This window comes from Acuticoccus sp. I52.16.1 (assembly GCF_022865125.1).
Lineage (GTDB): Bacteria > Pseudomonadota > Alphaproteobacteria > Rhizobiales > Amorphaceae > Acuticoccus.
Genome location: NZ_CP094828.1, coordinates 4,666,257 through 4,691,141, shown reverse-complemented (window position 1 = coordinate 4,691,141; position 24,885 = coordinate 4,666,257). Strand labels below are relative to the sequence as shown.

Sequence of the window (24,885 nt, the reverse complement as noted above, 5' to 3'; positions counted from 1 at the left end):
CCTCGTCGCGGCCCGCCCGCCCCCTGGTGCCGGAGAACCACACCCGGCCGCGCCGCCCGGACGCTGCGCCGGGGCCACTCCCCCCGCCGCAAGATACGCGACAGGCATATCAGCCACATTGACCCTGCAACGGCCCGGATCGTGCGGATGTTTTCGCGCCGGCCGTCACGTTCAGCAATCTGTTATCGCCATGAGGAGGGCCGATGACCGGCCGCGAACACGTCGATCGGGTGCTCACCAACTTGCGGGAGTTGGGACCCAGACGCCTTGCCGCCCTCGCCGCCATCGCCATCGCGACGCTCGTCGTCGTGGGGGTCGGCGCGAGTTATCTCGCCAAGCCTCAACGTGAGATCCTTTATACCGGCCTCGATCGGGAGGACATCACACGCATCGGCAACGTGCTGTCGGGCGCGAACATCAGCTACGACGTCTCGCCCGATGGCAGCGCCGTGCTGGTGAACTACGCCGACACCGCGACCGCCCGGATGATGCTCGCCGAAAACGGCCTGCCCCGCTCCCCCAACGCCGGCTACGAGCTCTTCGACGACATGAGCTCCTTCGGCCTCACCTCCTTCATGCAGGAGGTCACCCGCGTCCGGGCGCTGGAGGGCGAGCTTGCCCGCACCATCCAGGAGATGCAGGGCGTCACCGCCGCGCGCGTCCACCTCGTCATGTCCGACCGCGGCTCGTTCCGCCGCCAGCAGCGGCCCGCGTCCGCCTCGGTCGTGATCCGGACCGACGGCGCCAAGGGCGACGCCTCCGCCGATGCGATCCGGCACCTCGTCGCCGGTGCGATCCCGTCGATGGAGATCGGCTCGGTCACGGTGCTCGACACGCGCGGCGCCGTGCTCGCCTCGGGCGACGACCCGGCCAACCAATCCACCGGGCGCCTGGCGCGACTGCAGAAGGACACCAACTCGGGCCTGGAAGAGCAGATCCGCAAGACCCTGGTGCCGTTCCTGGGCGTGCAGAACTTCACCGTCTCGGTCACCTCGCAGCTCAACATCGACAAGACGACCGAGGCGGAGACGATCTACGACCCCGAAAGCCGGGTCGAACGGTCGGTCCGCACGGTCAAGGAAGAGCAGTCGGCCCGCAACCGCAACATCGACCAGCCGGTCACCGTGCAGCAGAACATTCCCCAGGAAGAGCTGCCGACCGCCGGGGGCGCCGATGCGACGGAAGACCAGAGCCGCCGCGAGGAGCTGACCAACTACGAGATCTCCAGCCGCCGTGTGGAGCGGGTGCGCGACGGCTTCGCCATCGAGAAGCTCTCCATCGCGGTGCTCGTCAACCAGGACCGTCTGGCGGCCAACGCGGCCATCGAGAACGGGCCGACGGTGGAGGCGCAGATCGCCGACATCCAGGCGCTGGTGGCGACCGCGGCGGGCCTCTCGGTCGACCGTGGGGACGAATTGAAGGTGGCGACGATCCCGTTCGCGCCGGAGAGCGACCTGCTCGAACCGCTCGAGGCGGAAGGGTTCCTGGCGATCCTCAACCGTCAGCTCGGCACGGTGGTCAACGCGGCGATCATCCTCATCGTGGCGATCCTGCTGATCTGGTTCGGCCTGCGCCCGGCGATCCGCGCCCTCACCGCCCGCAACGACGCACCGGCGATGACGCAGCTCCTGGAGACCCAGTCCGACGACGGCGCCGAGCGCAGACCCACCGACGAGGACGAAGAGCGCAACTTCATCGAAGAGTTGAAGGCCAGCGCCCACAAGTCGCCGCAGAAGCGCCTGGAGCAGGTCGTCGAGTACGACTCGCTCAAGACCGCCAAGCTGCTGCGCCAGTGGCTGATGCAGGCTGAGGCGGCATGATGCGCTCCTTCGCCGACACCCTCCCGACGCTCCGCGACAGCGGGGCGTCCAAGACCGCCCCGCCGGCCGTGAAGGAGACCCCCCGCTTCAACCCGGTCTTCCTGAAGAAGGCGGTCACCGCCCTGTCCCAGAACGCGGCGCCCGACGCCGCGGACGAGGCGGAGGCCGAGCCCAACGTCGCCGACATCCGCCGCGAGCTGCTGCGCCGGCAGGGCCTCGGCGAGCAGGCTTCGCCAGAAGACGCGGACGGTGCCCCGGTCGATGCGGCCGCCCCCACCGTGCTGCCGACCCACCGTGCCGAGCGGACCGGCGGCGCGCAGGCCCCCGGCGCCACCAGGCAGCCCGGACCACCCCGCCCCGCCGCCGCCGTCGTCCCCCCGTTCATCGCCACGTCCTCGGGCCGGTCGCAGATCTCGTTGCAGGACCAGATCGCGGAAGCGGTGGCCGAGGCCAAGCGCGAGGCCGAGGCGGACAAGGCCGCGGCGGTGGAATTTGCGCGGAAGGTGGAGCGGGACGTCGCCTCGCGTGCCGTCGCCGAGGCGCGCCAGACCTGGTGCCGCGAGGAAGGCGAGGCCTTCGCCGCGCGCTGCAACGAAGCGTTCGACGCGCTGCACCAGCGCCTGTCCGACGCATTCGGCCGCGCCCTCGCGCCCATCGTCGAGGGCGAGATCCGCGACGCCGCGGTGCGCCGCTTCGCCGCCATGCTGGACGACCTCGTCGGCGGCTCGGCGGCCTCGCCATCTCTCACCGTGCGCGGGTCCGGCCAGCTCCTGAATGCGCTGAAGCAAGCCTCGGGCGAGGCCGGCGTCGCATTCGAGGAGATCGAGGGCGCGACGGAGCTGGCGGTCACAGTCGACGAGACGACGCTTCGCACGACCATTGGCGCGTGGGCGGAAACGCTCGCCAGGACACTCGGTGGGGACGATGTCGAATAATCCTCAGGAACTCATCATCCTCAAACGGATCGAAGAGGTCGCGGACGCGAAGAAAGGCGGCGCCTGGAAGGTCGCCCACGCCGACTTCATGACCGCGATGATGGCCTTCTTCCTCATCATGTGGCTCGTCAACGCCACGGACGAGGAGATCAAGAAGTCCATCGCCAACTACTTCAATCCGATGAACCTCATGGCCTCGCCGACCGACGTGCAAGGCATCAACGACCCGACGAAGGACACCCAGCCCCCCGCCTCCGGCGACGAGGCCGGACAGCCGGTCGGCGATCGGCCGATGGGCTCCAACTCGCCCGGCGACGGCGGCAGCGCCAGCGGCGGCGGCAACGTCGAGATCGGCAACGACAAGCGGATGGATTCCTCCGGCGTCAACCAGGAGAACGCCGGCGCTGTGTTCCACGACCCCTACGCCATGATGACCTCCGCCGCGGCCGAGGTCGCGCCCGACGACCCCGTCGCGGTCGACGTGCCGCAGGCCAACCTCGGCGCCGAGGGCAACACCGACATGTCGCAGCAGCCGCGCGACCCGTTCGACCCGGCCTACTGGCAGACGACCTCGCCCCGGCCCGCCCGTTCCGTGCGCCCCGGCCCGAACGACACCCCCGGCGCCGTGCCCGACCAGGCCGACATCGACGCCGCCGACCGCACGCCGACCGAGGCCGCCGGGCCCGCCTCGCCCGACACGCCGCACGAGTCGGCGCCGGCCGACGCCGTCCCCGGCCAGCCCGCGATCGCCGCCAACAATCCGCCGCAGGACGCACAGGCGCCCTCCGTCGGTCCGCGCTCGCGCCTCGCCGAGGCCGTCCTCGCCGCCTATGGCGACGAAACCGCCAGCGCCGCGGCGGCCGGGGCCCAGCCCGCCGTGCAGGACCAGGCGCCCGACACCCCCGACCCGCGCGCCCAGAGCCTCGCCCAGGCCGCGCAAGGGATCGCCGCCGCCCTGTCCGACCTCGACGCCGACATCGGCGTCACCGCCGGCGACACCAGCGTCCTCATCTCGCTGACCGACGACGGGCCGTTCTCGATGTTCGCGATCGGCTCGGCCGAGCCCAACCGGCAGACCGAGCAGCTCTTCGCCCGCGTCGCCCAGGCGCTGGCGGACCGGCCCGGCAAGATCGTCGTGCGCGGCCATACCGACGCGCGCCCGTTCTCCTCCGGGTCGTCCGACAACTGGCTGCTCTCCTTCGAGCGCGCCTACGCCACCAAGCAGGCCCTGGTGGCCAACGGCGTCGGCGAAGATCGCATTTCGCGTGTCGAGGGACTGGCCGACCGCGAACTGTCGAACGCCGACGACCCCTTCGCGGACGAAAACCGCCGCATCGAGATCCTCTACGAGCCGGCCGAGGTGACCCCGTGACCCGACTGTCCTATCGACTGGCGCTCAGCACCGCGATCGTCACGCAGCTCTTGGCGGTCGCCCCGGCCTCGGCCGAGACCGACCCGCTGAGCGTCAACCGCACGCATCCCGGCCACATGGCCTGGGCCCCGCCGGAGGACGGCCGGCCGATGGACCTGCGCCCCGGCTCGCGGGGCGACGGCGCGCGCGCCGCCGAGCAGATCGTCGGCCAGGCCGAAGCACCGGCCGCCGGCGTCGCCGAAATGCTGGGCAAGGACACGCCGAAACCGCGGCGGCGCAAGGACCGGGTGGACTTCGAGCCGCGGTTCGCCATCGACGCACCGTCGCGGCGGCCGCGCTACGAGGCGCCGGCGCACCGGCGGGACCGCGCCACCGTCACCCAAGTCCAGACCGGTGCGAGCGACGTGCGCGAGGAGAGCGTCTCCAGCGGCATGATGCGTCCGCGCCGCGAACGCGGTGAGACCGCCGCCGACCTCGCCCGCCGGACCGAGCTGCCCGTCACCATGCCCGTGCCGCTGATCCCGGTGCCCGTCCCGGCGCCGCCGCGGCCGCGCGGAGCCGGCGAGATGCGCCCCATGGCGGACGACGCGCCGGCGCTCCCCAGCGCCGCGCCCGGCGCGCTCGCCACCGCCGCACCGCGCCCCTCGTTCATGCCCCGGCCGCACCCGTTGCGCCCCTGGGGGCCCATCGCCACGATCGCCACCGCCGCGGCGGTCGCCGATCAGGCCGCGATCGCCGCCGACGAGGCCGTCTCCGACGCGATGAACGCGCCGCCCCCGCACCGGGCCACCGCCGAGGAACTGGCCGCCCGCGTTCCCACGCCCGGCGCCGGGCCGGACACGCGCGACCTCTCCGTCGCGTCCTCCGACGCGCGCTCGCCGAACGGCGACGGCGCGCCGGCCCAGTCCGTTTCCAGCAGCGAGGCCGCCGATGGCATCCCTTTGGACGACGCTGAGCCGAACGTTGCGTCGCTGGCTGACGTGGCCGACCCGGACGCGCTCGAACCCGAGCTGCCCGCCGACGAGCCGGCCGTCGCCCCCGAAGCGGCCGAAGACGCGAGCGAGGACAGCGACGACGAAGCATCCGCCGCGACAGAGCAAGCGGATCGCGAAGTCGCCGAAGCAGGCGAGGATGGCGCGCAGGGCGATGGCGATGTTGACGGCGCGAGCGCACGCGCTGACGACGACGGAGATCACGAGGGCGATCGCGACGGCGAGGCGGAAGAGCCGCCCGCGCGGGTAGACAACACCCCGATCCCGCCCGGACCGACCCCCTTCCAGCTCGTGCGCATGATGACGGCGCTGCAAGACGACATCGCCCGCGGCTCGTCGACCGCCTTGCAGGCGCAGCGCGTTCTGGGGCGGCGCATCGGCGAGCGTTTCCGCGCCTCGGCACCGCGCGAATGGGCCGACCCCGCCAACGGACGTGCCCTCGTCACCTACGCGCTGTCGGGCGGCGATCCCTCGGTCGTGCGCGACGTCGTCGGGGATGCCTGGCTGGAGGGAGAGTTCGTCGCCCTCGCCAAGGGCGCGCTCGCCTTTATCGAGGGCCGCGAGGAGGACGCCAAGCACCACTTCAACTCGCTGGAGGGCAGCGAGGTCGCCCGCTCGGTCCTGGGTTCGATGCGCCTCGCCCAGGCCGCGCTCGCCGTCGGTCGGGACCGCGGCCAGGCGATGGACTTCCTGTCCGACGCGCGGCTCACGGCGCCGGGTACGCTCGTCGAGGAGGCGGCGCTGCGCCGGGCGATCCTGCTCGCCGCCGAGGACGACGACCTGACCGCCTTCGAGCACATGGTCAGCCGCTACCTGCGCAAGTTCCGCAGCTCGGTCTACGCCGGCAACTTCCGCCGCCGGCTCGCCGCGGCACTGACGCGCATGAGCTTCATCGACGATCCGGACGCCATCGCCCGGCTCGACCCGCTGTTCGAGCCGATGTCGGCGGATGGGCGGCAGGAGCTGTTCCTGCTGATCGCCCGCGCGGCGATCGAGAACGGCAGCCACGAGGCGACCCGCGCCGCCGCGACCCGCGTGCTCGAGACCGCGGTGGACGGAACGCTCGATCACGCACGCGCCGAACTCTACCGGGCTGCCGCGGAGATTGTCGTCTCCGACCGACTGGAAGGGGCGACGGAGGTGTTGCAACGGCTGCGCAACGTCGAGCTGCCAGAAGACGACCGGTCGCTCCTGGAGGCCGCGCTGCGGCTGTCGCAGACGGTGGTCACGCTGCCGGAGCCGTCGCTCGATGTTCCGCTGACGGCGGAGACGCCGATGATCGCCTCGCATGGCGGCGAGGCCGGCGCCAAGGGCAACCGCGCGGACGCCGCGCCGGACGAGGCCATGGAGGCCGATATCGTCTCCGCCGACGCGCCGGAGGAATTGGACGAGGACGACCCGCTCGGTCCCCCTCTGGAGGTGGAGCGCCGCGTAGCCGCCGCCATCTCGTCGATCGACACCCTTTTGGAGAATGGTCAATGACCCGGATCGTCCCCGACGCGAACGTCGCCGCACCGCATCTGAGCGCGCGCACCGGCAAGGCCGGGGTGGACCTGTCGCTCGCCTTCCAGCAGGCGCTGGCCGCCGCGCTCGGCGAGGACACCGGCGGCCAGGCCCTCACTCCCGGCGAAACCCCGGCCGAGACCGCGCCGGAGGCCGAGCCCCGCGCGCCGGAGGGCAAGCCCGCGCGGGTCGACCTCGCCAGCCTCCTCGCCGCGAAGGGAGCGACCCGGCCCGAGCCGGCGGCCGAAGACACCGGTGAGAGCGCGGCCGAACGCCTCGCCAAGGCGAGCGCGCGGATCGCCAGCCGCGCCGAGGCCGCCCGGGCCGGGCAGGCCCCGTCCGGCGCCCCCGCGACCGACCCCGGCCGCGGGGAGCCGCATCGCCGCAGCCCCCACCCCGGCGAGGCCGAAAGCCCCACGCGCGACCAGCCGGGCGGCGAGCGCGCCGCCACCGTGCGCAACGACGCGGCCGCCGCCATCGGCGCCGCCTTCGCCCGTCAGCCCACGGCCGCCGCACGCGGCTTCGCCGGTGCGGTGCGCGACGACGCACCGCACCGGCCCGCGGCCGCGCGCACCGTGCACCAGCCCTTGCATGAGGACGCGCCGGCGGACCCGCGCCGCGCGCTGCTGCGCGGCGATGGCCGCACCACGCCGAGCGGCCTGCGCGGCGATGCCGCCGACGACGGGACCGCCCCACGCAATCACCCCGTCACCACGGGCGAGACACCGCGCATGGCGGGACGCGCCGGCCAGCGTGGCGAGGCGGGCTCGGCCCGCGCCGCCCCCGCCGAGGCGCCGCGTGCCGCCGCCCGGCTCGATCTCGCGGCCAAGGACGAGACCGCCGACCGGCCGCGCTTCGAGACCGCACGCCAGGGCGTGCGGGCCGAGCGGGCCGAGCCGCTCTTCTCACGCACCGGCGCGCGCGCCGAAATCGTCGCCAACACCGCGCCCATCGCGGTGGAAAGCCTCGACCAGCAACAGCAGCATCGCCGCCGCGCGCCGCTCCTGCGGGCGGCCGAGTCGAGCCCCGTGCATGACAGCCTCAACGCCACCGTGACGCGGCGCGAGACCCACTTCGCCCCCGTGATGATGCCGCAGCGCGACCGTGGCCTCGGCGCCGCGCCGCGGACCACGGGCATTGATACCCCGCCCCCCGTGAACGACGCCTCGGCGCCCTCGTCCGAGAGCCGCGCCGCGACGGAGCAGCTGGGCCGCCTGATCGAGCGGACCCTCCCCGAACTGCGCGGCGCCGAGATGCGCGCGCCCACGCCGACGCAGCTGATGGACGCCGCGGCACGGCCCCAGGCACAGCAGGCGCAGGGTCCGGTGCGCGTGGTCGAGCTGCACCTCCAGCCGGCCACGCTCGGCTCGCTGACGGTGACGATGCGTCTGTCGGCCGGCGGCCTGAAGGTCAACGTCGTGACGAGTGTGCGCGAGACGGCCGCTCGCCTCGGCGACGACCGCGCCGAGCTGACCCAGCTCATTCGCCGCGCCGGCTACGAGGCGACGGAGATCACGGTCGAGCCCGCGTCGGCCCCGCAGGGTGGCGGCTCTGGCGAGGACAACGCCCCCTCCGGCGGCGAGCGGCGCGATCCGGAGGAGCGCCGCGCCACACGCCGACCCGTGGACGAGACGCGGACCCGGCGCACCATCCACGTCTGAGCGCCCGCATCCGAGCGCTCTCGCCTGATCGCCCATATCCGACCGTCCACGCCCGATCGCGGCGGGGGCCCCCATCGCGCCGGGGCGAGAAGCCCGGCGGCGCCGAGCGGGCCGCCGCGGCGTAAGAGGGGTGATCGCCGGGCGCGCTACCAGGCGGCGGTGTCGACGACGCCCTTCGGCGCAGCGTCGACCGCGCCCTCGCGCACGGCACCGAGCGCGGCCTGGCGGCGCGTTTCTTCGTCGCTCGCGTCGGCGACGCGGACCGTCACCTCGCGGTGCGCGAACCGGATGCCGTTTTCGGTGAAGACGTCGCGGACCCGCTGGTAGACGTGCCGGCGCAGGACGAACTGGTCGCCCGGCTTGGTCTTGAACTTGATGCGCAGAATCATCGCCGAATCGTCCATCTGGATGACGCCCTGGCTCTTCGGCGGCTCCAGGAAGAGGTGCCCGTATTCCGGGTTCTCGGCCATCTCCAGCCCCAGCTTCTTGACCAGCTTGCGCACCTGCTCGACGTCGGTGTCGTAGGTCAGCCGTACCGGCAGCTTCATGATGACCCAGTCGCGCGAGTAGTTGGTGAGCTGCTTGATCTCGCCGAACGGGATCGTGTGCAGCGGCCCGGAGTGGTGGCGCAGCTGGAACGAGCGCACCGAGATCTTCTCCACCATCCCCGCCGTGCCGCTCACCTCCACGTATTCGCCGCGGCGAAAGGCATCGTCGAGCAGGAAGAAGGCGCCGGAGAACATATCGCGGATGAGGGCTTGCGCGCCGAAGCCGATCGCGAGGCCGGCCACCCCCGCCCCGGCGAAGAGCGGCGCCACACTGACCCCCATGACGCTGAGGAAAACCATCACCGACACCGCCAGGATGACGAACGCCATCAGGTTGCGGAAGATCGGCAGCAGCGTCTCCAGTCGCGTCGCGCCGGGGCCCATCCCCTCGCCCTCGCTCTCCACCGCCGGGCCGTGCGCCTCCTGCTCGGCCTCCAGCCGCGCGTTGACGAAGTTCCGCACCGCCCCCCAGCCGACCCAGGCGAGGAGCAGCATCAGCGCCAGCGCGAGGCCGACTTCGTAGGCCTCGCCCCACGGCGTGCCGTAGACGCGCCAGAGCGCCCCCAGGAGCGCGAACGCGGCGATCGCCGCAACGCCGCGCGCGAACCCCTCGTAAAGCCCGGTCCAGGCCGATGCGGCGATGGTCGGTGCGAGGCGGCGGTCATGGAAGAGGAGGAGCACGCCCAGGACGAAGAGGCCGAAGGCGATCGCCAGCACCGGTGCTGTCGCCGGGCCGATGATCAGGCGGTTGCGCGTGGTGATCTCGCCGATGTTCACCAGCCACGCTCCGGCGAGATAGGTGAGCGCCAGCGCCGGCCACGCCAGGGCGATGGTGCGCCGCACCGCGCCCGGCGGTTCGGCCGCCCCGAGGATCGCCGCGCGGACCGCCTGCCGGTGGGCAAGGATGGGTAGGGCGAACATCACCACGCTCACCGTCGGCGCCAGCACCAGGAGGAGCTGGTGGCTGCGCGGCTCCAGCGGAAAATAGGCGAGCCAGAAGCAGAACCAGCTGACGGCGATCCCCAGCAGCCCCGCCAGCGACAGTTGACGGTAGAGGCTGCGAGCGAAGGGATCACCGAGGGGAACGATGCGTGCCGCGCCGTTGCCGGGTGCCAGGATCGCCACCAGAATCGCCCGCAGCACCAGAAAGGCACCGAGCGCTGCGACCACATGCAGCCCCGTCACCTGCACGGGCGAGCGCACGGGTTGCGCCAGCAGCGTGACCAGGGCGCCGGTGGCGGTGAGCGCCGCCGTCGCGGCGAGGCTGCGGGCGAAGGCGCCCATCGTCCACAGGATGCGCCCCTCCCGCCTGTCCAGCGGTGTGGTGCCGATGGTGCGCCAGAGCCGGCCCAGGAAGCGCTCGGTCAGGAGGAAGGCGAGCGCCCCGGCCCCGACCGCCACCGCCGCCAGGAGCAACGCCGGTCCGGTCCACGCCAGCGAGCCGCCGCCGGCCGCCTCCATCGCCCGCACGATACGGTCGGGAGCGCTGGGCGCCTCGGCGAAGATGGTCTTCAGCCCGATCCACCCGGCGCTGATCGCTTCGCCGACCTCGCCGATGTCCGGCCCGCCCGCCCCCGCGGCGGCCGGCACCTCCGCCGGCGGCGCGATGAGCACGGTATATCCCGCGCCGCGCAGGGTCGTCAGCGCGGCGTCGACGTCGCTGGGGGCGGCGGCCGGCGGGGGGGTGACGGGCGAGCCGGGCCGGATCTGGGCGACAGCGGCCGAACTCAGGAGGAGGAACGCCAGGAGAGCCGTTGCCGCGAGCCTCGTCCGTGCCATGATGCCCGCCTCCGTTCGGACGGCATTTTGTGCCAACCGCACGACCCAGCGCAACAAACCAACCGTGCCGTGCCGATGTCATCCTCTCCCGATCCGACCGTTCGCCTGACCGACCCGCGCCTCGCCGCCCGCTGCCTGGAGGCGATGGAACGGGATGTCCTGCCCCTGACGGCGGCCAGCGTCACGCGCGGCAACAAGGTGTTCGGCGCCGCCCTCCTCGAAAAGCGCGATCTTTCGACCGCGATGGCCGAGACCAACAACGAGATCGAGAACCCCCTCTGGCACGGCGAGGTGCACCTCCTGAAGCGCTTCCACGAGCGCCCCGAGATCGGCCGGCGCGACCCGCGCGACTTCGTCTTCCTGTCGACCCACGAGCCGTGCCCGATGTGCCTGGCCGCCATCACATGGGCCGGCTTCGACGAGATCGTCTACTTCTTCACCTACGAGGACTCGCGCGACACCTTCGCCATCCCGCACGACCTGAGGATCATGGCCGAGGTGTTCGGCGTCGCGGACGGGGCCTACCGGCGCGACAACGCCTTCTGGTCCGCACGCAGCGTCGCGGAGCTGATCGCGGCGCGCCCGGCGGACGAGACCGCGCGCCTCGCCGCGCAGGCGGAGCGGATCCGCGCGTGCTACGACGACCTCTCGGCGCAGTATCAGGCCAGCAAATCGGGCAACACCATCCCGCTGGCGTGAGCGACACTTGACGGGCGGTGCGCCTCACCGTACGCGCGGCTCGTTGCGAAGCGGGGGACAGGATGTCCGTAGAGATCACGCCGGACCTTGTCCGCGCCCACGGCCTCACGCCCGAGGAGTACGAGCGCTTCTGCGAGCTGATCGGCCGCACGCCGACCTTGACCGAGCTCGGCATCGTCTCGGCCATGTGGAACGAGCACTGCTCCTACAAGTCCTCACGCATCCACCTGCGCACGATGCCCACCAGCGGCCCCCAGGTGATCCACGGCCCCGGCGAGAACGCCGGCGTGGTCGACATCGGCGACGGGCTCGCCGTGGTCTTCAAGATGGAGAGCCACAACCACCCCTCCTACATCGAGCCCTACCAGGGCGCGACGACGGGCGTCGGCGGTATCCTGCGCGACGTCTTCACCATGGGCGCGCGGCCGATCGCCTGCCTCAACGCCATTCGCTTCGGCGCGCCGGACCATCCCAAGACGCGCCACCTCGTGTCGGGCGTCGTCGCAGGCATCGGCGGCTACGGCAACGCCTTCGGCGTGCCGACCGTGGGCGGAGAGATGGAATTCGACGCCAGCTACAACGGCAACCCGCTCGTCAACGCGATGGCCGTCGGCATCGCACGGCAGGACGCGATCTTCCTCTCCAAGGCCGAGGGCGTCGGCCGGCCGATCGTCTACCTCGGCTCCAAGACGGGGCGCGACGGCATCCACGGCGCGACCATGGCCTCCGCCTCGTTCGACTCGGACGACCAGTCCGAGCGTTCCACCGTGCAGGTCGGCGACCCCTACGCCGAGAAGCGGCTCCTCGAAGCCTGCCTCGAACTGATGCAGACCGGCGCCGTCATCGCCATCCAGGACATGGGCGCGGCCGGGCTCACCTCCTCCGCGGTGGAGATGGGGGCCAAAGGCAACCTCGGCGTCCGCCTCGACCTCGACAACGTGCCCTGCCGCGAGACGGGGATGACCGCCTACGAGATGATGCTCTCGGAAAGCCAGGAGCGCATGCTCATGGTGCTCGATCCGGAGCATTGGGACGAGGCGCGCGCCATCTTCGAGAAGTGGGAGCTGGAGAGCGCCATCGTCGGCGAGACGACCGACGACCTGAGGTTCCGCGTCTGGCACAACGGCGTCGAGGAAGCGAACCTTCCCATCAAGGAGCTGGGCGACGAAGCGCCGATCTACGACCGCCCCTGGACCGAGCCCGCCGCCCCGCCAGCCCTCACCGATGACGATCTCGCCCCGCCCGTCGACCTCGGCGACACGCTGATGGCGCTGATCGGCAGCCCCAACGGCTGCTCGCGCCGCTGGGTGTGGGAGCAGTACGACCACGTGATCTCGGGCAACGTCGTCGGCGGCCCCGGCGGTGACGCCGCGGTGGTGCGCATCGGCGACGGTCCGGTGGCGCTGGCGATGACGGTCGACGTCTCGCCCCGCTATTGCCGGGCCGACCCGTTCGAGGGGGGCAAGCAGGCGGTCGCCGAAGCGTGGCGCAACCTCACGGCCGTCGGCGCGACGCCGCTGGCACTGACCGACAATCTCAACTTTGGCGCCGCGACGGTGCCGGAGATCATGGGCCAGTTCGTGCGCGCCATCCACGGCATCGGCGAGGCGGCCCGCGACCTGGAGTTCCCGGTCGTCTCCGGCAACGTCTCCCTTTACAACCAGACCGACGGGCAATCCATCCTGCCCACCCCGGCGATCGGCGGCGTCGGCCGCCTCGCCGACGTGACGCGCCGTGCGACGCTGGCCTGGGCGGCCGGCGACACGATCTTCCTCGTCGGCGGCCACGGCGAGCATCTCGGCCAGTCGCTCTACCTCGACGTCGTCAAGAACTCGCGCAACGGCCGGCCGCCCAGCGTCGACCTCGCGCTCGAGCGCAAGCACGGCGATCTGGTGCGCCACGTCATCGCCGAGGGGATCGTCACCGCCTGCCACGACGTGTCGTCCGGCGGCCTCGGCACCGCGCTCGCCGAGATGGCGATGGTCTCCGGCGTCGGCGCACGGGTCGATGTCCCGGCCCCGGCGCACGTCCACCTCTTCGCCGAGGACCAGGGGCGCTACGTGCTCGCCACCGCCGACACCGACGGGCTCCTCATGGCGGCCGGCAAGGCGGGCATCGCGATCGCGCCCATCGGCCTCGTCGGCGGCACCACGCTCGATGTGCCGGGCGCCTTCTCGATCCCGATCGAGGCGCTGCGCGAGGTGCACGAGGCCTTTCTGCCGAACCTGATGGCTCAGCCATGAATTGTATCCCCTGACGCCCGGCCCTATTCTAAACCCCGACGCGACGGAGATAATCTTTATGGCGATGGACGCTCACCAGATCGAACGCCTCATTCGTGAGGCGTTGCCCGACGCCACGGTCGAAATCCGCGACCTGGCCGGCGACGGGGATCATTACGCGGCCGTCGTGGTCTCGGAGGAATTCCGGGGCAAGACCCGCGTCATGCAGCACAAGCTGGTCTACGACGCCCTCAAAGGGCGGATGGGCGGGGAACTGCACGCCCTCGCGCTGCAGACCTCTGCGCCGCAGCCCTGATCCCCGAGCGCTGCGAACTGGACGGGGCGCGGCCCCCCCTCTACACTCTCGCCCCGGAGCGCTTACCTGTGAGACCGAGGGCCGGTCCGCCGCCGGAACGCCTCCGACGCGAGCGGACCGCATGCGACCGGCGGCCGGCCTGCCCCCAGGCGGCATCCACCGACCCATCGACGACGACCTGCGCTACTACCAGCGAACCGGAGCGGATACGCCGCTCGAACAGGATTGATACCATGACCGACGCGCACTCCACGATCGACACCGCGGTGAAGAGCCACGACGTGATGCTCTTCATGAAGGGCACCAAGCAATTTCCGCAGTGCGGCTTCTCCGGCCAGGTCGTCCAGATTCTCGACTATCTCGGCGTCGACTACACGACGATGAACGTGCTCGAGGACGACGGCATCCGCAACGGCATCAAGGAATACTCCAACTGGCCGACGATCCCGCAGCTCTACGTCAAGGGCGAGTTCATCGGCGGGTGCGACATCATCCGCGAGATGTTCCAGGCCGGCGAGTTGCAGTCGCACATGAGCGACAACGGCATCCCCATGCGCGACACGGCGGCCTGACCGCCTCACCTTCTCGCCGTGGGGCCGGCGGACGGCCGCCCCACGGCCCTTCCCCGGATTGACGCCTTGACCACCGACCGGACGCCTTTGCGTGAGGATCTCGAAACGCGGGGCATTCGCACCTGCCCGGTCTTCCACGTCGGCCGCTGCGGCAGCACCGTGCTGCAGCAGATGCTCCTCAAGCACGGCGCCATCTTCGCCGATACCGAGATCTACGGCGTCTACGCCCGCGAGGTCGGCGGGACGACCGACGCCGCGTTCGAGGCGTTCACGCGCGAACGCGTCGCCATCCAGACGCGCGGCTTGCCGCCCGGCACGGCCTACCTCTTCGAGGTGAAGTTCTTCCCGACGCTCGACCTGGCGCGGGTCTCCTACGACCTTCCCTCCTACCTCGACGTTCTGATCCGCGACTTCGGCACCCGCGACGCGATCGTGCTGGAGCGGCGCAACGTGCTGCGGCGAATCGTGTCGACCCATATCGCCTCCTCGCGCGGCCGCTTCTTCGACGCCGCCGGCGCGGCCATCGAGCTGCCCCGCATCGCCCTGCCGCTGCGGGGCCTGTGGTTCGGCGACGCGACGTACGACCTCGTCGACCTCATCGCCGCGATCGAGGGCGAGTACGCCGCGCTGCGCCGCGAGCTGGCCGCCCGGAACATCGCCCCCCTCTCGGTCACCTACGAGGACGACATCGAGGCCGACCCCGGCGCCGCCTACGCCAAGGTGTGCCGCGCCTTCGGGGTGGCACCGGTGGACGTCGCGCCGCGCTTCTCGCGCATCAACACCGCGCCGCTGAGCCGGACGCTGAGCAACTTCGACGCCGTCGCCGCCGCCCTGGCCGGAACCCCCTACGCGTGGATGCTCGGCGAGGTGACGCCGCGGCCGGCGGCTACGGCTGCCGCAGGCTCGCCTCGCTGAGGCCCGCGTCGGCGTGGCCGAGGTCCGGCCGGCAGTTCGTGCCGCCGGCGACCGAGAGCAGCGCCAGCGCGTCGTAGGTGGGGCGCGCGAGGTCGACGGTCAGCGATCCGGTGCGGGCGTACGTGGCCAACGCCTCGGCTGTGCGGCGCCCCCAGAGCCCGTCCACCGGCCCCGGCGCGCACCCCACCAGCACCAGCGCCGCCTGGATCTCGCGTGTCAGCAGGCCGGCCCGGTCGGGCACCACCTGCGAATCCTCGTGGACGACGCGGAAGGTCGCCCCCAGCCGGTGCAGTTTGACGCTGTATTGCAGCGTCCCCTGCAAGGTCGCGCCGGTCGCCGGGTTCGCCGCATCGAGCTCGGCCTCCCCCACCAGCGTGCAGGAGGCACCGCCGGACGTGCAGGTGACGGACGGCGCGCCGGTCTTCGTTAACGTGTAGTGCGGCCAGCGCTCGGCGTAGGCGGCGCGGCGGCGAATCAGCTCCGCCCGCGACACGCGCTCGCCGAACGAGTCCACCTGGTCGGCATAGATGCGGCCGGCGAGCGTGCGCAGCGCGGTGGGCGGCGCGTTGGCGCTCGAGAAGTAGAAGTCGAGAAACTGCTTGGCCCGCGTCACCGCCTCCTCGTGCCGCTCGTCGCGGCGGCGGGCCATCCGCTCGGCGAGGTCGTGGCGGGACGGCGTGGCCGCGGTCGCCGTCAGGCGGCCGTCGCGCAGCCCGCGTGGGACGTGGCGGTAGGTCAACCCGGAACGGGCGGCGAGATCGGCGGTGAGGTAGGCCATGGAGGTGTGGTCCGCCTCCGTCGCCATCACGACGACGCTCAAGGGGTAGCCGAGCCGGGTGAGGTAGGCGCCGACGATGGCGTTGCCGCTCGCCGTCATGCGCACCACGTCCCCCTCACGCGCGGCGGCGGCGTGGAAGCCGATGGAGCCGCCGTCCTGCCATACCCGCTCCACCCCCGCGATCCAGATCAGCGCGCACGCCGAGGTGCAGTGCGCGCCGGACGCGACGGAGGTCAAATCTTCGCGCTCGCGCACCTGATCGCCGATCGCCAGCGCGTCGAGCAGCTTACCGCCGGGGCCGTCGAGGTCGACAATGGCGGGCGGAAGGTCGCGCACGGCGTTGCGGAAGCGGTCTGCGTCGCCCAGCGCGATCTCGCCGGCGATGACGACGTGCGGCCGGTCGCCCTCGCCGAGGACCACGCGGATCTCGGCCGCCTGCGCCGCGCCGATCGTCAGACCGAGGAACGCCAGAAGCTGCAAGGCGACGCGCATCCGAGCCCTCGCGATTGACGACGCGGTTAGACTGCTGTCATTGCCGAGCGAACTCAAGCCCTTCGGGCAAGGCACACGATGACACAATCTCGAAACAGCGCGAGGCCGACGCCATGATCGTCGAGCCGACCGCAATCGCCGGCTGCCTCCTCGTCCGCACCAAGGTGCTGGAGGACGAGCGCGGCTTCTTCCTCGAAAGCTACAAGCAGTCCGCCATCACCCGCACGCTCGGCCGCCCGCATCGCTTCGGCCAGGGCAACCACTCGCGTTCCAAGGCGGGCGTGCTGCGCGGCTTCCACGCCGAGCCGTGGGACAAGCTGATCAGCGTGGTGCATGGAAGGGCGCTCATCGTCGTCGCCGACCCGCGTCCGGAGAGCCCCACCTTCGGCGCCCACGTGATGTTCGAGCTGGGCGACGCGCCGGGCACGCGCGATCGCGTGTTCGTCGCCAACGGCCTCGGCAACGCGTTCTACTGCTTCACCGAAGTGGACTACTGGAACGACGTGTCCGACGAGTTCGACCCTGCCAATCGCGGCGGGTTCGCCTGGAACGATCCGTTCCTGGGCATCGACTGGCCGACCGAGGCGCCGATCCTCTCTCCCAAGGACCAGGGCCTGACCGGCCTGTCGGACCAGCACGCCGACCACCCGGCGGTGCGGCGCTGGCGCGAAGGCGCCTAGGCCGTGGACTCATGGTGTCGTAGCCATAGGCGGGTCGATGCCAAGGCGACGGCGGCCATGAAGTTTCGGGCGAGTTTGTCGAATCGGGTGGCAATGCGGCGGAAGTGCTTCAGCTTGTTGAAGTACCGCTCGACGAGGTTGCGCAGCCGATAGAGCGGTGGCGCAACGGTGCGCATAACACGAACGTTGCGCTGGCTCGGGATGTGGGCGGTGGCGCCTCTGGCCGCACACCATTCGATCAGCGCCTTGGCGCTGTAGCCGCGGTCGGCCACGATGTCCGGTGCGAGTGGGAGCCCGTCGAGGAGGATCGGCGCTGTTGTCTTGTCGGAGGCCTGACCAGCCGTGATTACGAAGCGGATCGGCAGGCCCCGCTCGTTGACGACGGCGTGGAGTTTGGTCGTCAGTCCTCCACGAGAACGGCCAATGGCGTGATCCGGGCCCCCTTTTTTCCGCCGGCTGCGTGCTGGTGAGCCTTCACGATGGAGCTGTCGATGAGCTGGAGCGCGGCCGGCTCTTCTCGAGCAAGTGCCTCGAACACCGCCAGCCATACGCCGCGCCTGGCCCATCTGTTGAAGCGATTGTAGACCGTCGTCGATGGGCCATAGCGCGCCGGCAAGTCGCGCCACGGTGACCCGGTCCGCAACACCCAGAAGATGCCGTTGAGGACACGCCGGTCGTCCACACGCTGCTTTCCGGGCGGCGCCGGCGGCAGCAGCGGCTCGATGATCGACCATTCCACTTCGCTCAGATCGTAACGTGCCACACCGCAACTCCTGACTGACAGGAGATTGAATCATGGGCGCGACCATTTGAGAATCCCGGACCATGAGTTCACGACCTAGCCGGCTCCCAGCCGCTGCGCGCGCTCCGGGAACGGGGGGGCGAGGCCGGCAAGGTCCCGCAGGGCGCGGCGGGCGAGCTTGGGATTGTCGGCCGCGAACTCCTTCCAGCGCGCGGTCGGCCCCTCGTCCTCGACCGACGCGGCCTTCACGGCGAGGAAGGCACAGCGGCCTTGACGGCGCTGCTTGCGGGACAGCGGAACATCCAGCATCGCGCCGTCGACGGCCACGTTGCAGGGCTCGCCCGGATCCACCATCCTGAGGCCGCAGTGCTCCATCGCGGCCTCGAATTTTCCCACGCCCTCGATCTCGCTGTAGGCGAAGAGCGTCACCAGGCCCCGCAGCACGTCCGCCTTGTCGAGCCGTAGCGTGGCGGTGGCCGGGTCGTTGAGGCAAGCCAGCCAGGGGCCGAGCGCCACGGCGCGCTCCGTCGGCGTCAGCTCCGCGCGCTTGCCGCGGCTGGGCATGCGCAGCACCGTCGCCTCGGCGCAGGAGGCGATCCGCATCCCCTCCGCACGGAAGAACTTCGCCCACATGAAGAGGTCCGACGGGCCCGGTGCCGGCGCCGCCGTCCACCCCTCGGGGAGTGCCATGTAGGCCTCGCGCCGGTAGGCCACGTTGTTGATGCCCGGCGCGATGGGTCGCATCGCCACCCCCGCCCGGCGCGCCACCGCGCCTCCGACGTTGGCGAAGCGCCAGCGCAGATCCTCCGCCGCCGCCGGCAACCATGCGACGCCCTGCCGCCCCCAGTCCGCCTCGGCGAGCAGACGGTGCATCGCCGCCAGATGGCCGGAGCGCCACAGGTCGTCGTCCGAGAGGTGGCAGACGAACTCCTCCGCCGCCTCGCGCAGCACGAGGTCGCGATAGGCTTCGCCGTAGCGCTCGCCTTTGGGGAAGACGCGGTGCTCGATGCGGGGGTCGTCCGCCTCGATCGCCTGCAAGATCTCGACGGTGCGGGCGGGCGCCCCGTCGCAGATCACCACCATGCGCCAGTCCGTCTCGTTCTGCGCGCGCACGCTGGCGATCGACATCATCAGCGCGTCGGCGTGGTCGTGCGTGGGGCACAGGATGAGGGTGCGTGCCATCGCGGTCAGGCGCGCAGGCGGTAGCCGGTCCGGAACATCCAGCGGATGATCAGGAGGCAGACGGCCGCGAACAGAGCGATCATGAAGAAGGAGAACGCCAGGTTCACGTCGCTCTCCCCCAGGAAGCTCCAGCGGAACACCGACACGAGGTAGACGACCGGATTGAAGAGCGTCACCGTCTGCCACGGCTGCGGCAGCATCGAGATCGAGTAGAAGCTGCCGCCGAGGAACACCAGCGGGGTGATGATGAGGAGGGGCACCAGCTGCAACTGCTCGAAGTTGCGCGCCCAGATGCCGACGATGAACCCGAACAGCGCGAAGACGATGCAGGTGAGCACCAGCAACAGCAGCATCGCCACCGGATGCGCAATGTCGACGTCGACGAACAGGGTCGCCGTGGCCAGGATGATGAGGCCGATCAGCACCGACTTGGTCGCCGCCGCGCCGACGAAGCCGATCGTCAGCTCGTAGAACGAGATCGGCGCCGAGAGATACTCGTAGATCGAGCCGATGAACTTGGGAAAGAAGATCCCGAAGGCGGCGTTGGTGACCGATTGTGTCAGCACTGTCAACATGATGAGGCCGGGCACGATGAACGACGCGTAGGAGACGCCGTCGACCTCCTGGATGCGCGAGCCGATCGCCCCGCCGAAGACGACGAAGTAGAGCGAGGTGGTGATCACCGGCGCGACCAGCGATTGCAGCGTGGTGCGGATCGCGCGCGCCATCTCGTGGCGATAGATGGCCCAGACGGCATAGGTGTTCATTCGGCCGCCTCCCGCGCCGGGTGGCTGGACGCATCGCCCGAGACCAGCTCCACGAAGATGTCTTCCAGCGAGCGCTGCGCGGTCGCCACGTCCGCCACCGTCAGCCCCGCCGCGGCCGCGTCAGCCATGAGGGCGGCGACCGGGACGTCGCCCCCGCACTGGCCCCATACCACGGACCGACCGTCCGCGCCGAGGGCGAGGTCGTAGCGGGCGAGACTGTCGGGGATGCGGGCGAGCGGTTCGGCGAGGCTCAACGTCAGCTCCCGGCGACCCATGCGGCTCATCAGCTGGTCCTTCTCCTCGACCAGCAGCAATTCGCCACCCGAGATGATGCCGACGCGCTCGGCGATCGCCTCGGCCTCTTCGATGTAATGGGTGGTGAGGATGATGGTCACGCCCTGGCGCTGCAACTCGCGCACGGTCGCCCACATGTCCTTGCGCAGCTCGACGTCGACGCCCGCGGTCGGCTCGTCGAGGAAGAGGATGCGCGGCTCGTGGGCGAGCGCCTTGGCGATGAGCACGCGCCGCTTCATGCCGCCCGAGAGCTGCATGATCGGCGACTTGCGCTTGTCCCACAGCGACAGCGTGCGCAGGAGCTTCTCCAGGTAGGCCGGGTCGTTCGCCTTGCCGAAGAGCCCGCGGGAGAAGGCGACGTCGTGCTCCACCTTCTCGAACGGCTCGAGCGCCACCTCCTGCGGCACCAGGCCGATGAGGGAGCGGGCCTTGCGGTAGTCGGCGATGATGTCCGCCCCGTCGACGGTGACGCGGCCGGCGGTCGGCGTGACGAGCCCGCAGATGACGGAGATCAGCGTCGTCTTGCCCGCGCCGTTGGGTCCGAGAAGGGCGAGGATTTCGCCGCGGCGAATATCGAGAGACACGTTTTTCAACGCGGTTTGGCCGGAGGCGTAGGTCTTGCTCAGCCCCTCGACCGAGAGGATCGTGTCCATGGTCGGCTCCGTTGGACCGTTGGGCGGTCCGTCCGTGGTGGCGCCTACATGGCGACAATTGCCGGCCGAGACCAGACCCCAATGCGTGCACGCCCACCCATTCGCCGGCGAGCCCGCGGCGCGCCGGCGAGGAAGGCGGGGCGGGTAACATTTGCGTCACACCCCGTAGGGGCGCGGCGCCGTGATGCTTAACTCAAGGCGCAAACCGAGGGGGCGAATATGACGAAACTCGCGCGTGCCTGGGTGACGGCACTGGCCCTGGCCACGGGGCTCACGGTCGGCATCCTGTCTGTCGCCGACGCCAAGGCCGACACCGCGACCGCGATCTTCGCGGGCGGCTGCTTCTGGTGCGTGGAGGCCGATTTCGACAAGGTCGACGGCGTCGTCGGCACCGTCTCCGGCTATACCGGCGGCACGCTCGACAATCCGACCTACGAGGCGGTGAGCCACGAGGATACCGGTCACTACGAGGCCGTCGAGATCAGCTACGACCCGGCCAAGGTGAATTACGCGGCCCTGGTGGCGTACTTCTTCCGGCACGTCGACCCGGTGGACGCCGGCGGCCAGTTTTGCGACCGCGGGCCCAGCTACCGCACCGCGATCTTCGTACGAGACGACGCGCAGCGCCGAGCGGCGGAAGACGCCAAGGCCGAAGCGGCCCGCATTCTCGGCCACACGATCGCGACACCGATCCTGACGGCGGACACCTTCTATCCCGCCGAGGGCTACCACCAGGACTATTACGAGAAGAACCCGCTGAAATATAAGTACTATCGCTGGCGCTGCGGGCGGGACGCCCGCGTCGAGGAGCTGTGGGGCGAGGCTCGGACGCCCTCCTAAAGCGGGGGTTGCGCCGCCGCCGGTTTCGGCAACCCTCCTCCCATCAACGACCGCGCGGCCAACCCGGACCGCCGGCAGCGATGGGAGGACCTATGACCCGCACCACCACCCTCACCCTGGCGCTCGCAGTGTGCCTGGCGGCGCCCGCCGCCCTTGCCGCGGACGCCGCCCGCACGATCAAGACCGCCGCGGTTCCCGAGGCGACGTGGGAGGCGGTGGGCGACTTCTGCGCCATCGCCGCCTGGCACCCGGCCGTCACCAAGTGCGAGCTGAGCGACAACGGCGGCACCCCGCGCCGGACGCTGACGCTGGACGGCGGCGGCACCATCGTCGAGGACCTCGTCGGCCGTGACGACGACGCGATGAGCTACACCTACCGGATCATCGAGAGCCCCCTCCCCGTCGCCGGCTACGAGTCGACGATCAAGGTCAGTGCCGAGGGCGAAGGCTCGCGGGTGGACTGGAACGGCAGCTTCGAGCCCTCCGGCGCCAGCGAGGACGAGGCCTTGACGGTGATCGAGGGGATCTACGACGCCGGCCTGGACGGCATCAAGACGACCGCCGAGCAGTAAGGTCGAGCCGTGATCGACGGACCCGGCGCCGCTGGGCGCCGGGAGCCGACCACGCCGGGGCTCGTCAGGCCGCCTGGGCGGGGGCGAAGGTGCCGGCGGCCTCCTCCAGGGTGCGCGCGAGCGGCATCAGGCCCGCCTCGTCGAACGGTCGGCCGATGAGCTGAAGGCCGAACGGCAGCCCGTCCGCCAACCCCGCCGGAACCGAGATGCCCGGCAGGCCGGCCATGTTCACCGGCACGGTGAAGATGTCGTTGAGGTACATCTCGACCGGGTCCGGCTTGCCGCCGATCTCGAATGCCGGGCCCGGCGCCGTCGGCGTCAGCAGTGCGTCCACCCCCTGGTGGAATACGTTCTCGAAATCGCGCTTGATCAGCGTGCGGACCTTCTGCGCGCGCAAATAGTAAGCGTCGTAGTAGCCGGCCGACAGCACGTAGGTGCCGATCAGGATGCGCCGCTTCACCTCGTCGCCGAAGCCCGCCGCACGCGTCGCCTCGTACATGTCGATGATGTCCTCGCCCTGCACGCGGGTGCCGTAGCGCACGCCGTCGTACCGCGCCAGATTGGAGGACGCCTCCGCGGGGGCGACGATATAGTAGGCCGCCAGCGCGTACTTGGTGTGCGGCAGCGAGACGTGGACGATCTCCGCCCCCGCCGCGCGCAGCCACTCCTCACCGCGCTGCCAGAAGGCGGCGAGCGCGTCGGGCATCGGGTCGATCGAATATTCCTTCGGAATGCCGATCTTCTTGCCCTTCACCGAGCCTTCGAGCGCCGCCTCGTAGTCGGCGACCGGCAGGTCCACCGAGGTGGAGTCCTTGTCGTCGATGGAGGCCATGTGGCGCAGCATGATCGCCGCGTCGCGCACGTTGCGGGTGATCGGCCCGGCCTGGTCGAGCGAGGACGCGAACGCCACGATGCCCCAGCGCGAGCAGCGCCCGTAGGTCGGCTTCAGGCCGACGGTGCCGGTCAGCGCGGCCGGCTGGCGGATGGAGCCGCCGGTGTCCGTCGCGGTCGCCGCTGCGCACAGATGCGCCGCGACCGCCGCGGCCGACCCGCCCGACGAGCCCCCCGGCACCAGGCGCCGGTTGTCGCTCCCCCAGGGGTTCATCACGGGGCCGAAGGCGCTGGTCTCGTTGGAGGAGCCCATGGCGAACTCGTCGAGGTTCAGCTTGCCCAGGCATACCGCGCCCGCGTCCCACAGGTTCCGCGTCACCGTCGATTCGTAGGGCGGCACGAACTCGCCGAGGATCTTGGACGCGGCGGTGGTGCGCACCCCCTCGGTGCAGAAGAGGTCCTTGATCCCGAGCGGCACCCCCTCCAGCGGGCGCCCCTCGCCCGCCGCCAGCTTCGCGTCCGACGCCTTGGCCATCTCGCGCGCCTTCTCCGGCGTCGGCAGCACGTAGGCGTTCAGCGAGCGGGCCGCCTCGATCGCGTCGACATAGGCGTCGGTCAGCTCGGTGGCGCGGATCTCCTTGGCGGCGAGCTTGTCGCGCGCCTCGGCCAGCGTCAGATCGGTCAGGCTCATTCCACCACCCTCGGCACCAGGAAGAAGCCGTCCGCAGACTCCGGCGCATTGGCGAGCACGCGCTGCGGGTACCCACCGTCGGTCACCACGTCCTCGCGCCGTTTCAACGATGCGTCGACGACGGAGGTCATCGGCTCGACACCCTCCACGTCCACCTCGGCGAGTTGCTCGACGAAGCCGAGGATGGTGTTCATGTCGCCCTTGAGGCGCTCCAGCTCTTCGTCGCCCATCTTCAGGCGTGCGAGATGCGCCACGCGGCGCACGGTGTCGGTATCGACGGACATGGCGGCTCCAGAAATCCGCCGGTCCCGTACCACCCCTTTCGCAGGCCGCGCAACGGCGGTGGACGGCGCGAGACCCGCAATCGCGCTCGTGCGGACGCCCGGCGCCGCCGGCACGCGGCCATCGGGGGCTTGGCCGGGGCGGATCCTGGCGCCACCTGTGGCCCAGACCCTGCGCCCGCGCGCGCGGCGGCGCAAACCAAGGAGACGGCGATGAAGGTTCGCCCCCTCGATGAAATCGAAGTCTTCACCCATCGCTTCGAGGCGGCCGATGGGGTCCCCAACAACCCGACCCTGCCGCTGGTGGCGATGCGGGGCGCGCTCGGCGCGGACACTGGACCGATCGAGCTGAAACGCATCCTCGGCGGGAACGGCTGGGGCGGGATGTGGCAGTGGAAGATCTTCCCCTACCACCACTATCACCCCAACGCGCACGAGGTGCTGGCGTGCGTCTCGGGGGCGGCGGAGGTGATGCTGGGCGGCCCCGCCGGACGGCGCTTCTCGGTGATGAAGCGGGACGTTCTTATCCTCCCCGCCGGCCTCGGCCACTGCCAGATCGAAGCCTCGCCCGACTTCAGCGTCTGCGGCGCCTACCCGCACGGCCAGGAACGCTACATCACCCTGCGCGCCGAGGAGATCCCGCTCGACGAGGCGGCCGACCGCATCGCCTGCGTGGAGGCCCCCGCGTCAGACCCGATCTACGGCGCGTCCGGCCCGCTGGTGGGCGCCTGGGGCCTGGGGATCTGAG

Annotated in this window: 22 protein-coding genes; 14 read left to right on the top strand and 8 right to left on the bottom strand. The window is 71.0% G+C overall.

Annotation, left to right across the window (positions count from 1 at the left end):
* The first annotated feature begins 203 nt into the window (after positions 1-203).
* From fliF to MRB58_RS21065, 5 genes are read left to right on the top strand one after another with little or no spacing between them, the layout of a single operon-like run.
* Positions 204-1,820, top strand: a complete 1,617-nt coding sequence (gene fliF, locus MRB58_RS21085; RefSeq protein ID WP_244779046.1) for a flagellar basal-body MS-ring/collar protein FliF — start codon at positions 204-206, stop codon at positions 1,818-1,820.
* A complete protein-coding gene (locus MRB58_RS21080; protein WP_244779045.1) occupies positions 1,817-2,755 on the top strand; it encodes a hypothetical protein in 939 nt (312 codons plus the stop codon). The genes fliF and MRB58_RS21080 overlap by 4 nt, the downstream gene beginning before the upstream one ends.
* The gene (locus MRB58_RS21075) at positions 2,745-4,127 is read left to right on the top strand and encodes a flagellar motor protein MotB (RefSeq protein ID WP_244779044.1); all 1,383 of its coding nucleotides are present in this window, start codon (positions 2,745-2,747) and stop codon (positions 4,125-4,127) included. The genes MRB58_RS21080 and MRB58_RS21075 overlap by 11 nt, the downstream gene beginning before the upstream one ends.
* Positions 4,124-6,601, top strand: a complete 2,478-nt coding sequence (locus MRB58_RS21070; protein WP_244779043.1) for a hypothetical protein — start codon at positions 4,124-4,126, stop codon at positions 6,599-6,601. The genes MRB58_RS21075 and MRB58_RS21070 overlap by 4 nt, the downstream gene beginning before the upstream one ends.
* The gene (locus MRB58_RS21065; RefSeq protein ID WP_244779042.1) at positions 6,598-8,283 is read left to right on the top strand and encodes a flagellar hook-length control protein FliK; all 1,686 of its coding nucleotides are present in this window, start codon (positions 6,598-6,600) and stop codon (positions 8,281-8,283) included. Before MRB58_RS21070 ends, MRB58_RS21065 begins: the two co-directional genes overlap by 4 nt.
* A 146-nt stretch (positions 8,284-8,429) precedes the next feature.
* Here the strand turns inward: MRB58_RS21065 and MRB58_RS21060 are convergent, their stop codons facing one another.
* Positions 8,430-10,610 carry a mechanosensitive ion channel family protein gene (locus tag MRB58_RS21060; RefSeq protein ID WP_244779041.1) on the bottom strand — a complete coding sequence of 727 codons (2,181 nt, stop codon included), beginning with the start codon at positions 10,608-10,610 and terminating at the stop codon, positions 8,430-8,432.
* A gap of 144 nt (positions 10,611-10,754) precedes the next feature.
* Between MRB58_RS21060 and MRB58_RS21055 the strand changes: the two genes are divergently transcribed.
* The 5 genes from MRB58_RS21055 to MRB58_RS21035 all read left to right on the top strand — a co-directional run bounded on the left by MRB58_RS21055 (position 10,755) and on the right by MRB58_RS21035 (position 15,334).
* Positions 10,755-11,309 (top strand): deaminase, encoded by a 555-nt coding sequence (locus tag MRB58_RS21055; RefSeq protein WP_371747307.1) that lies wholly within the window; start codon positions 10,755-10,757, stop codon positions 11,307-11,309.
* 62 nt (positions 11,310-11,371) lie between these two features.
* Positions 11,372-13,552: a phosphoribosylformylglycinamidine synthase subunit PurL gene (purL, locus tag MRB58_RS21050; protein WP_244779039.1), complete on the top strand. Its 2,181-nt coding sequence runs from the start codon at positions 11,372-11,374 to the stop codon at positions 13,550-13,552.
* 58 nt (positions 13,553-13,610) lie between these two features.
* Positions 13,611-13,847 carry a BolA family protein gene (locus tag MRB58_RS21045; RefSeq protein WP_244779038.1) on the top strand — a complete coding sequence of 79 codons (237 nt, stop codon included), beginning with the start codon at positions 13,611-13,613 and terminating at the stop codon, positions 13,845-13,847.
* 233 nt (positions 13,848-14,080) lie between these two features.
* Positions 14,081-14,419, top strand: a complete 339-nt coding sequence (gene grxD, locus MRB58_RS21040; RefSeq protein WP_244779037.1) for a Grx4 family monothiol glutaredoxin — start codon at positions 14,081-14,083, stop codon at positions 14,417-14,419.
* A 66-nt stretch (positions 14,420-14,485) separates the two neighbouring features.
* Positions 14,486-15,334: a hypothetical protein gene (locus MRB58_RS21035; RefSeq protein WP_244779036.1), complete on the top strand. Its 849-nt coding sequence runs from the start codon at positions 14,486-14,488 to the stop codon at positions 15,332-15,334.
* On the opposite strand, the gene MRB58_RS21030 is transcribed toward MRB58_RS21035, so the two are convergent.
* Positions 15,306-16,604: a hypothetical protein gene (locus tag MRB58_RS21030; RefSeq protein ID WP_244779035.1), complete on the bottom strand. Its 1,299-nt coding sequence runs from the start codon at positions 16,602-16,604 to the stop codon at positions 15,306-15,308. The two genes, MRB58_RS21035 and MRB58_RS21030, sit on opposite strands and share 29 nt — an antisense overlap.
* Before the next feature lie 113 nt (positions 16,605-16,717).
* Here MRB58_RS21030 and MRB58_RS21025 point away from each other — a divergent pair, with 113 nt between their 5' ends.
* Entirely contained in the window at positions 16,718-17,284 is a 567-nt protein-coding gene (locus MRB58_RS21025) for a dTDP-4-dehydrorhamnose 3,5-epimerase family protein (RefSeq protein ID WP_244779034.1), read from the top strand.
* Here MRB58_RS21025 and MRB58_RS21020 read toward each other — a convergent pair.
* The 4 genes from MRB58_RS21020 to MRB58_RS21005 all read right to left on the bottom strand — a co-directional run bounded on the left by MRB58_RS21020 (position 17,281) and on the right by MRB58_RS21005 (position 20,922).
* A protein-coding gene (locus tag MRB58_RS21020; protein ID WP_244779033.1) for an IS5 family transposase occupies positions 17,281-18,047 on the bottom strand; the annotation gives its coding sequence in 2 pieces (ribosomal slippage) (positions 17,281-17,738 and positions 17,738-18,047; 768 coding nt in all). The two genes, MRB58_RS21025 and MRB58_RS21020, sit on opposite strands and share 4 nt — an antisense overlap.
* A gap of 75 nt (positions 18,048-18,122) precedes the next feature.
* Entirely contained in the window at positions 18,123-19,208 is a 1,086-nt protein-coding gene (locus MRB58_RS21015) for a glycosyltransferase family A protein (protein WP_244779032.1), read from the bottom strand.
* Positions 19,209-19,213: 5 nt separating this feature from the next.
* Entirely contained in the window at positions 19,214-19,975 is a 762-nt protein-coding gene (locus MRB58_RS21010) for an ABC transporter permease (RefSeq protein ID WP_244779031.1), read from the bottom strand.
* Positions 19,972-20,922: an ABC transporter ATP-binding protein gene (locus tag MRB58_RS21005; RefSeq protein ID WP_244779030.1), complete on the bottom strand. Its 951-nt coding sequence runs from the start codon at positions 20,920-20,922 to the stop codon at positions 19,972-19,974. Before MRB58_RS21005 ends, MRB58_RS21010 begins: the two co-directional genes overlap by 4 nt.
* A gap of 219 nt (positions 20,923-21,141) precedes the next feature.
* Between MRB58_RS21005 and msrA the strand changes: the two genes are divergently transcribed.
* Entirely contained in the window at positions 21,142-21,762 is a 621-nt protein-coding gene (gene msrA, locus MRB58_RS21000; RefSeq protein ID WP_244779029.1) for a peptide-methionine (S)-S-oxide reductase MsrA, read from the top strand.
* A gap of 92 nt (positions 21,763-21,854) precedes the next feature.
* Positions 21,855-22,334, top strand: a complete 480-nt coding sequence (locus tag MRB58_RS20995; protein ID WP_244779028.1) for an SRPBCC family protein — start codon at positions 21,855-21,857, stop codon at positions 22,332-22,334.
* 64 nt (positions 22,335-22,398) lie between these two features.
* Here MRB58_RS20995 and gatA read toward each other — a convergent pair whose 3' ends face one another.
* Both gatA and gatC read right to left on the bottom strand, forming a co-directional pair.
* Positions 22,399-23,856, bottom strand: a complete 1,458-nt coding sequence (gatA, locus tag MRB58_RS20990) for an Asp-tRNA(Asn)/Glu-tRNA(Gln) amidotransferase subunit GatA (protein WP_244779027.1) — start codon at positions 23,854-23,856, stop codon at positions 22,399-22,401.
* Entirely contained in the window at positions 23,853-24,140 is a 288-nt protein-coding gene (gene gatC, locus MRB58_RS20985) for an Asp-tRNA(Asn)/Glu-tRNA(Gln) amidotransferase subunit GatC (RefSeq protein WP_244779026.1), read from the bottom strand. Before gatC ends, gatA begins: the two co-directional genes overlap by 4 nt.
* A 210-nt stretch (positions 24,141-24,350) precedes the next feature.
* Between gatC and MRB58_RS20980 the strand changes: the two genes are divergently transcribed.
* Positions 24,351-24,884 (top strand): cupin domain-containing protein, encoded by a 534-nt coding sequence (locus MRB58_RS20980; RefSeq protein ID WP_244779025.1) that lies wholly within the window; start codon positions 24,351-24,353, stop codon positions 24,882-24,884.
* Position 24,885: the final 1 nt, after the last annotated feature.

What these genes read in the sequence shown, in the direction of transcription:
- MRB58_RS21055 (WP_371747307.1), top strand. Translation starts at nt 10,755, where the DNA reads ATGGAACGGGATGTCCTGCCCCTGACGGCGGCCAGCGTCACGCGCGGC.
- MRB58_RS20995 (WP_244779028.1), top strand. Translation starts at nt 21,855, where the DNA reads ATGACCCGCACCACCACCCTCACCCTGGCGCTCGCAGTGTGCCTGGCG.
- MRB58_RS21015 (WP_244779032.1), bottom strand. Translation starts at nt 19,208, where the DNA reads ATGGCACGCACCCTCATCCTGTGCCCCACGCACGACCACGCCGACGCG.
- gatA (WP_244779027.1), bottom strand. Translation starts at nt 23,856, where the DNA reads ATGAGCCTGACCGATCTGACGCTGGCCGAGGCGCGCGACAAGCTCGCC.
- MRB58_RS21005 (WP_244779030.1), bottom strand. Translation starts at nt 20,922, where the DNA reads ATGGACACGATCCTCTCGGTCGAGGGGCTGAGCAAGACCTACGCCTCC.
- MRB58_RS21025 (WP_244779034.1), top strand. Translation starts at nt 16,718, where the DNA reads ATGATCGTCGAGCCGACCGCAATCGCCGGCTGCCTCCTCGTCCGCACC.
- MRB58_RS21010 (WP_244779031.1), bottom strand. Translation starts at nt 19,975, where the DNA reads ATGAACACCTATGCCGTCTGGGCCATCTATCGCCACGAGATGGCGCGC.
- msrA (WP_244779029.1), top strand. Translation starts at nt 21,142, where the DNA reads ATGACGAAACTCGCGCGTGCCTGGGTGACGGCACTGGCCCTGGCCACG.
- MRB58_RS21030 (WP_244779035.1), bottom strand. Translation starts at nt 16,604, where the DNA reads ATGCGCGTCGCCTTGCAGCTTCTGGCGTTCCTCGGTCTGACGATCGGC.
- MRB58_RS21060 (WP_244779041.1), bottom strand. Translation starts at nt 10,610, where the DNA reads ATGGCACGGACGAGGCTCGCGGCAACGGCTCTCCTGGCGTTCCTCCTC.
- MRB58_RS21045 (WP_244779038.1), top strand. Translation starts at nt 13,611, where the DNA reads ATGGCGATGGACGCTCACCAGATCGAACGCCTCATTCGTGAGGCGTTG.
- MRB58_RS21065 (WP_244779042.1), top strand. Translation starts at nt 6,598, where the DNA reads ATGACCCGGATCGTCCCCGACGCGAACGTCGCCGCACCGCATCTGAGC.
- grxD (WP_244779037.1), top strand. Translation starts at nt 14,081, where the DNA reads ATGACCGACGCGCACTCCACGATCGACACCGCGGTGAAGAGCCACGAC.
- purL (WP_244779039.1), top strand. Translation starts at nt 11,372, where the DNA reads ATGTCCGTAGAGATCACGCCGGACCTTGTCCGCGCCCACGGCCTCACG.
- gatC (WP_244779026.1), bottom strand. Translation starts at nt 24,140, where the DNA reads ATGTCCGTCGATACCGACACCGTGCGCCGCGTGGCGCATCTCGCACGC.
- MRB58_RS20980 (WP_244779025.1), top strand. Translation starts at nt 24,351, where the DNA reads ATGAAGGTTCGCCCCCTCGATGAAATCGAAGTCTTCACCCATCGCTTC.
- MRB58_RS21080 (WP_244779045.1), top strand. Translation starts at nt 1,817, where the DNA reads ATGATGCGCTCCTTCGCCGACACCCTCCCGACGCTCCGCGACAGCGGG.
- fliF (WP_244779046.1), top strand. Translation starts at nt 204, where the DNA reads ATGACCGGCCGCGAACACGTCGATCGGGTGCTCACCAACTTGCGGGAG.
- MRB58_RS21075 (WP_244779044.1), top strand. Translation starts at nt 2,745, where the DNA reads ATGTCGAATAATCCTCAGGAACTCATCATCCTCAAACGGATCGAAGAG.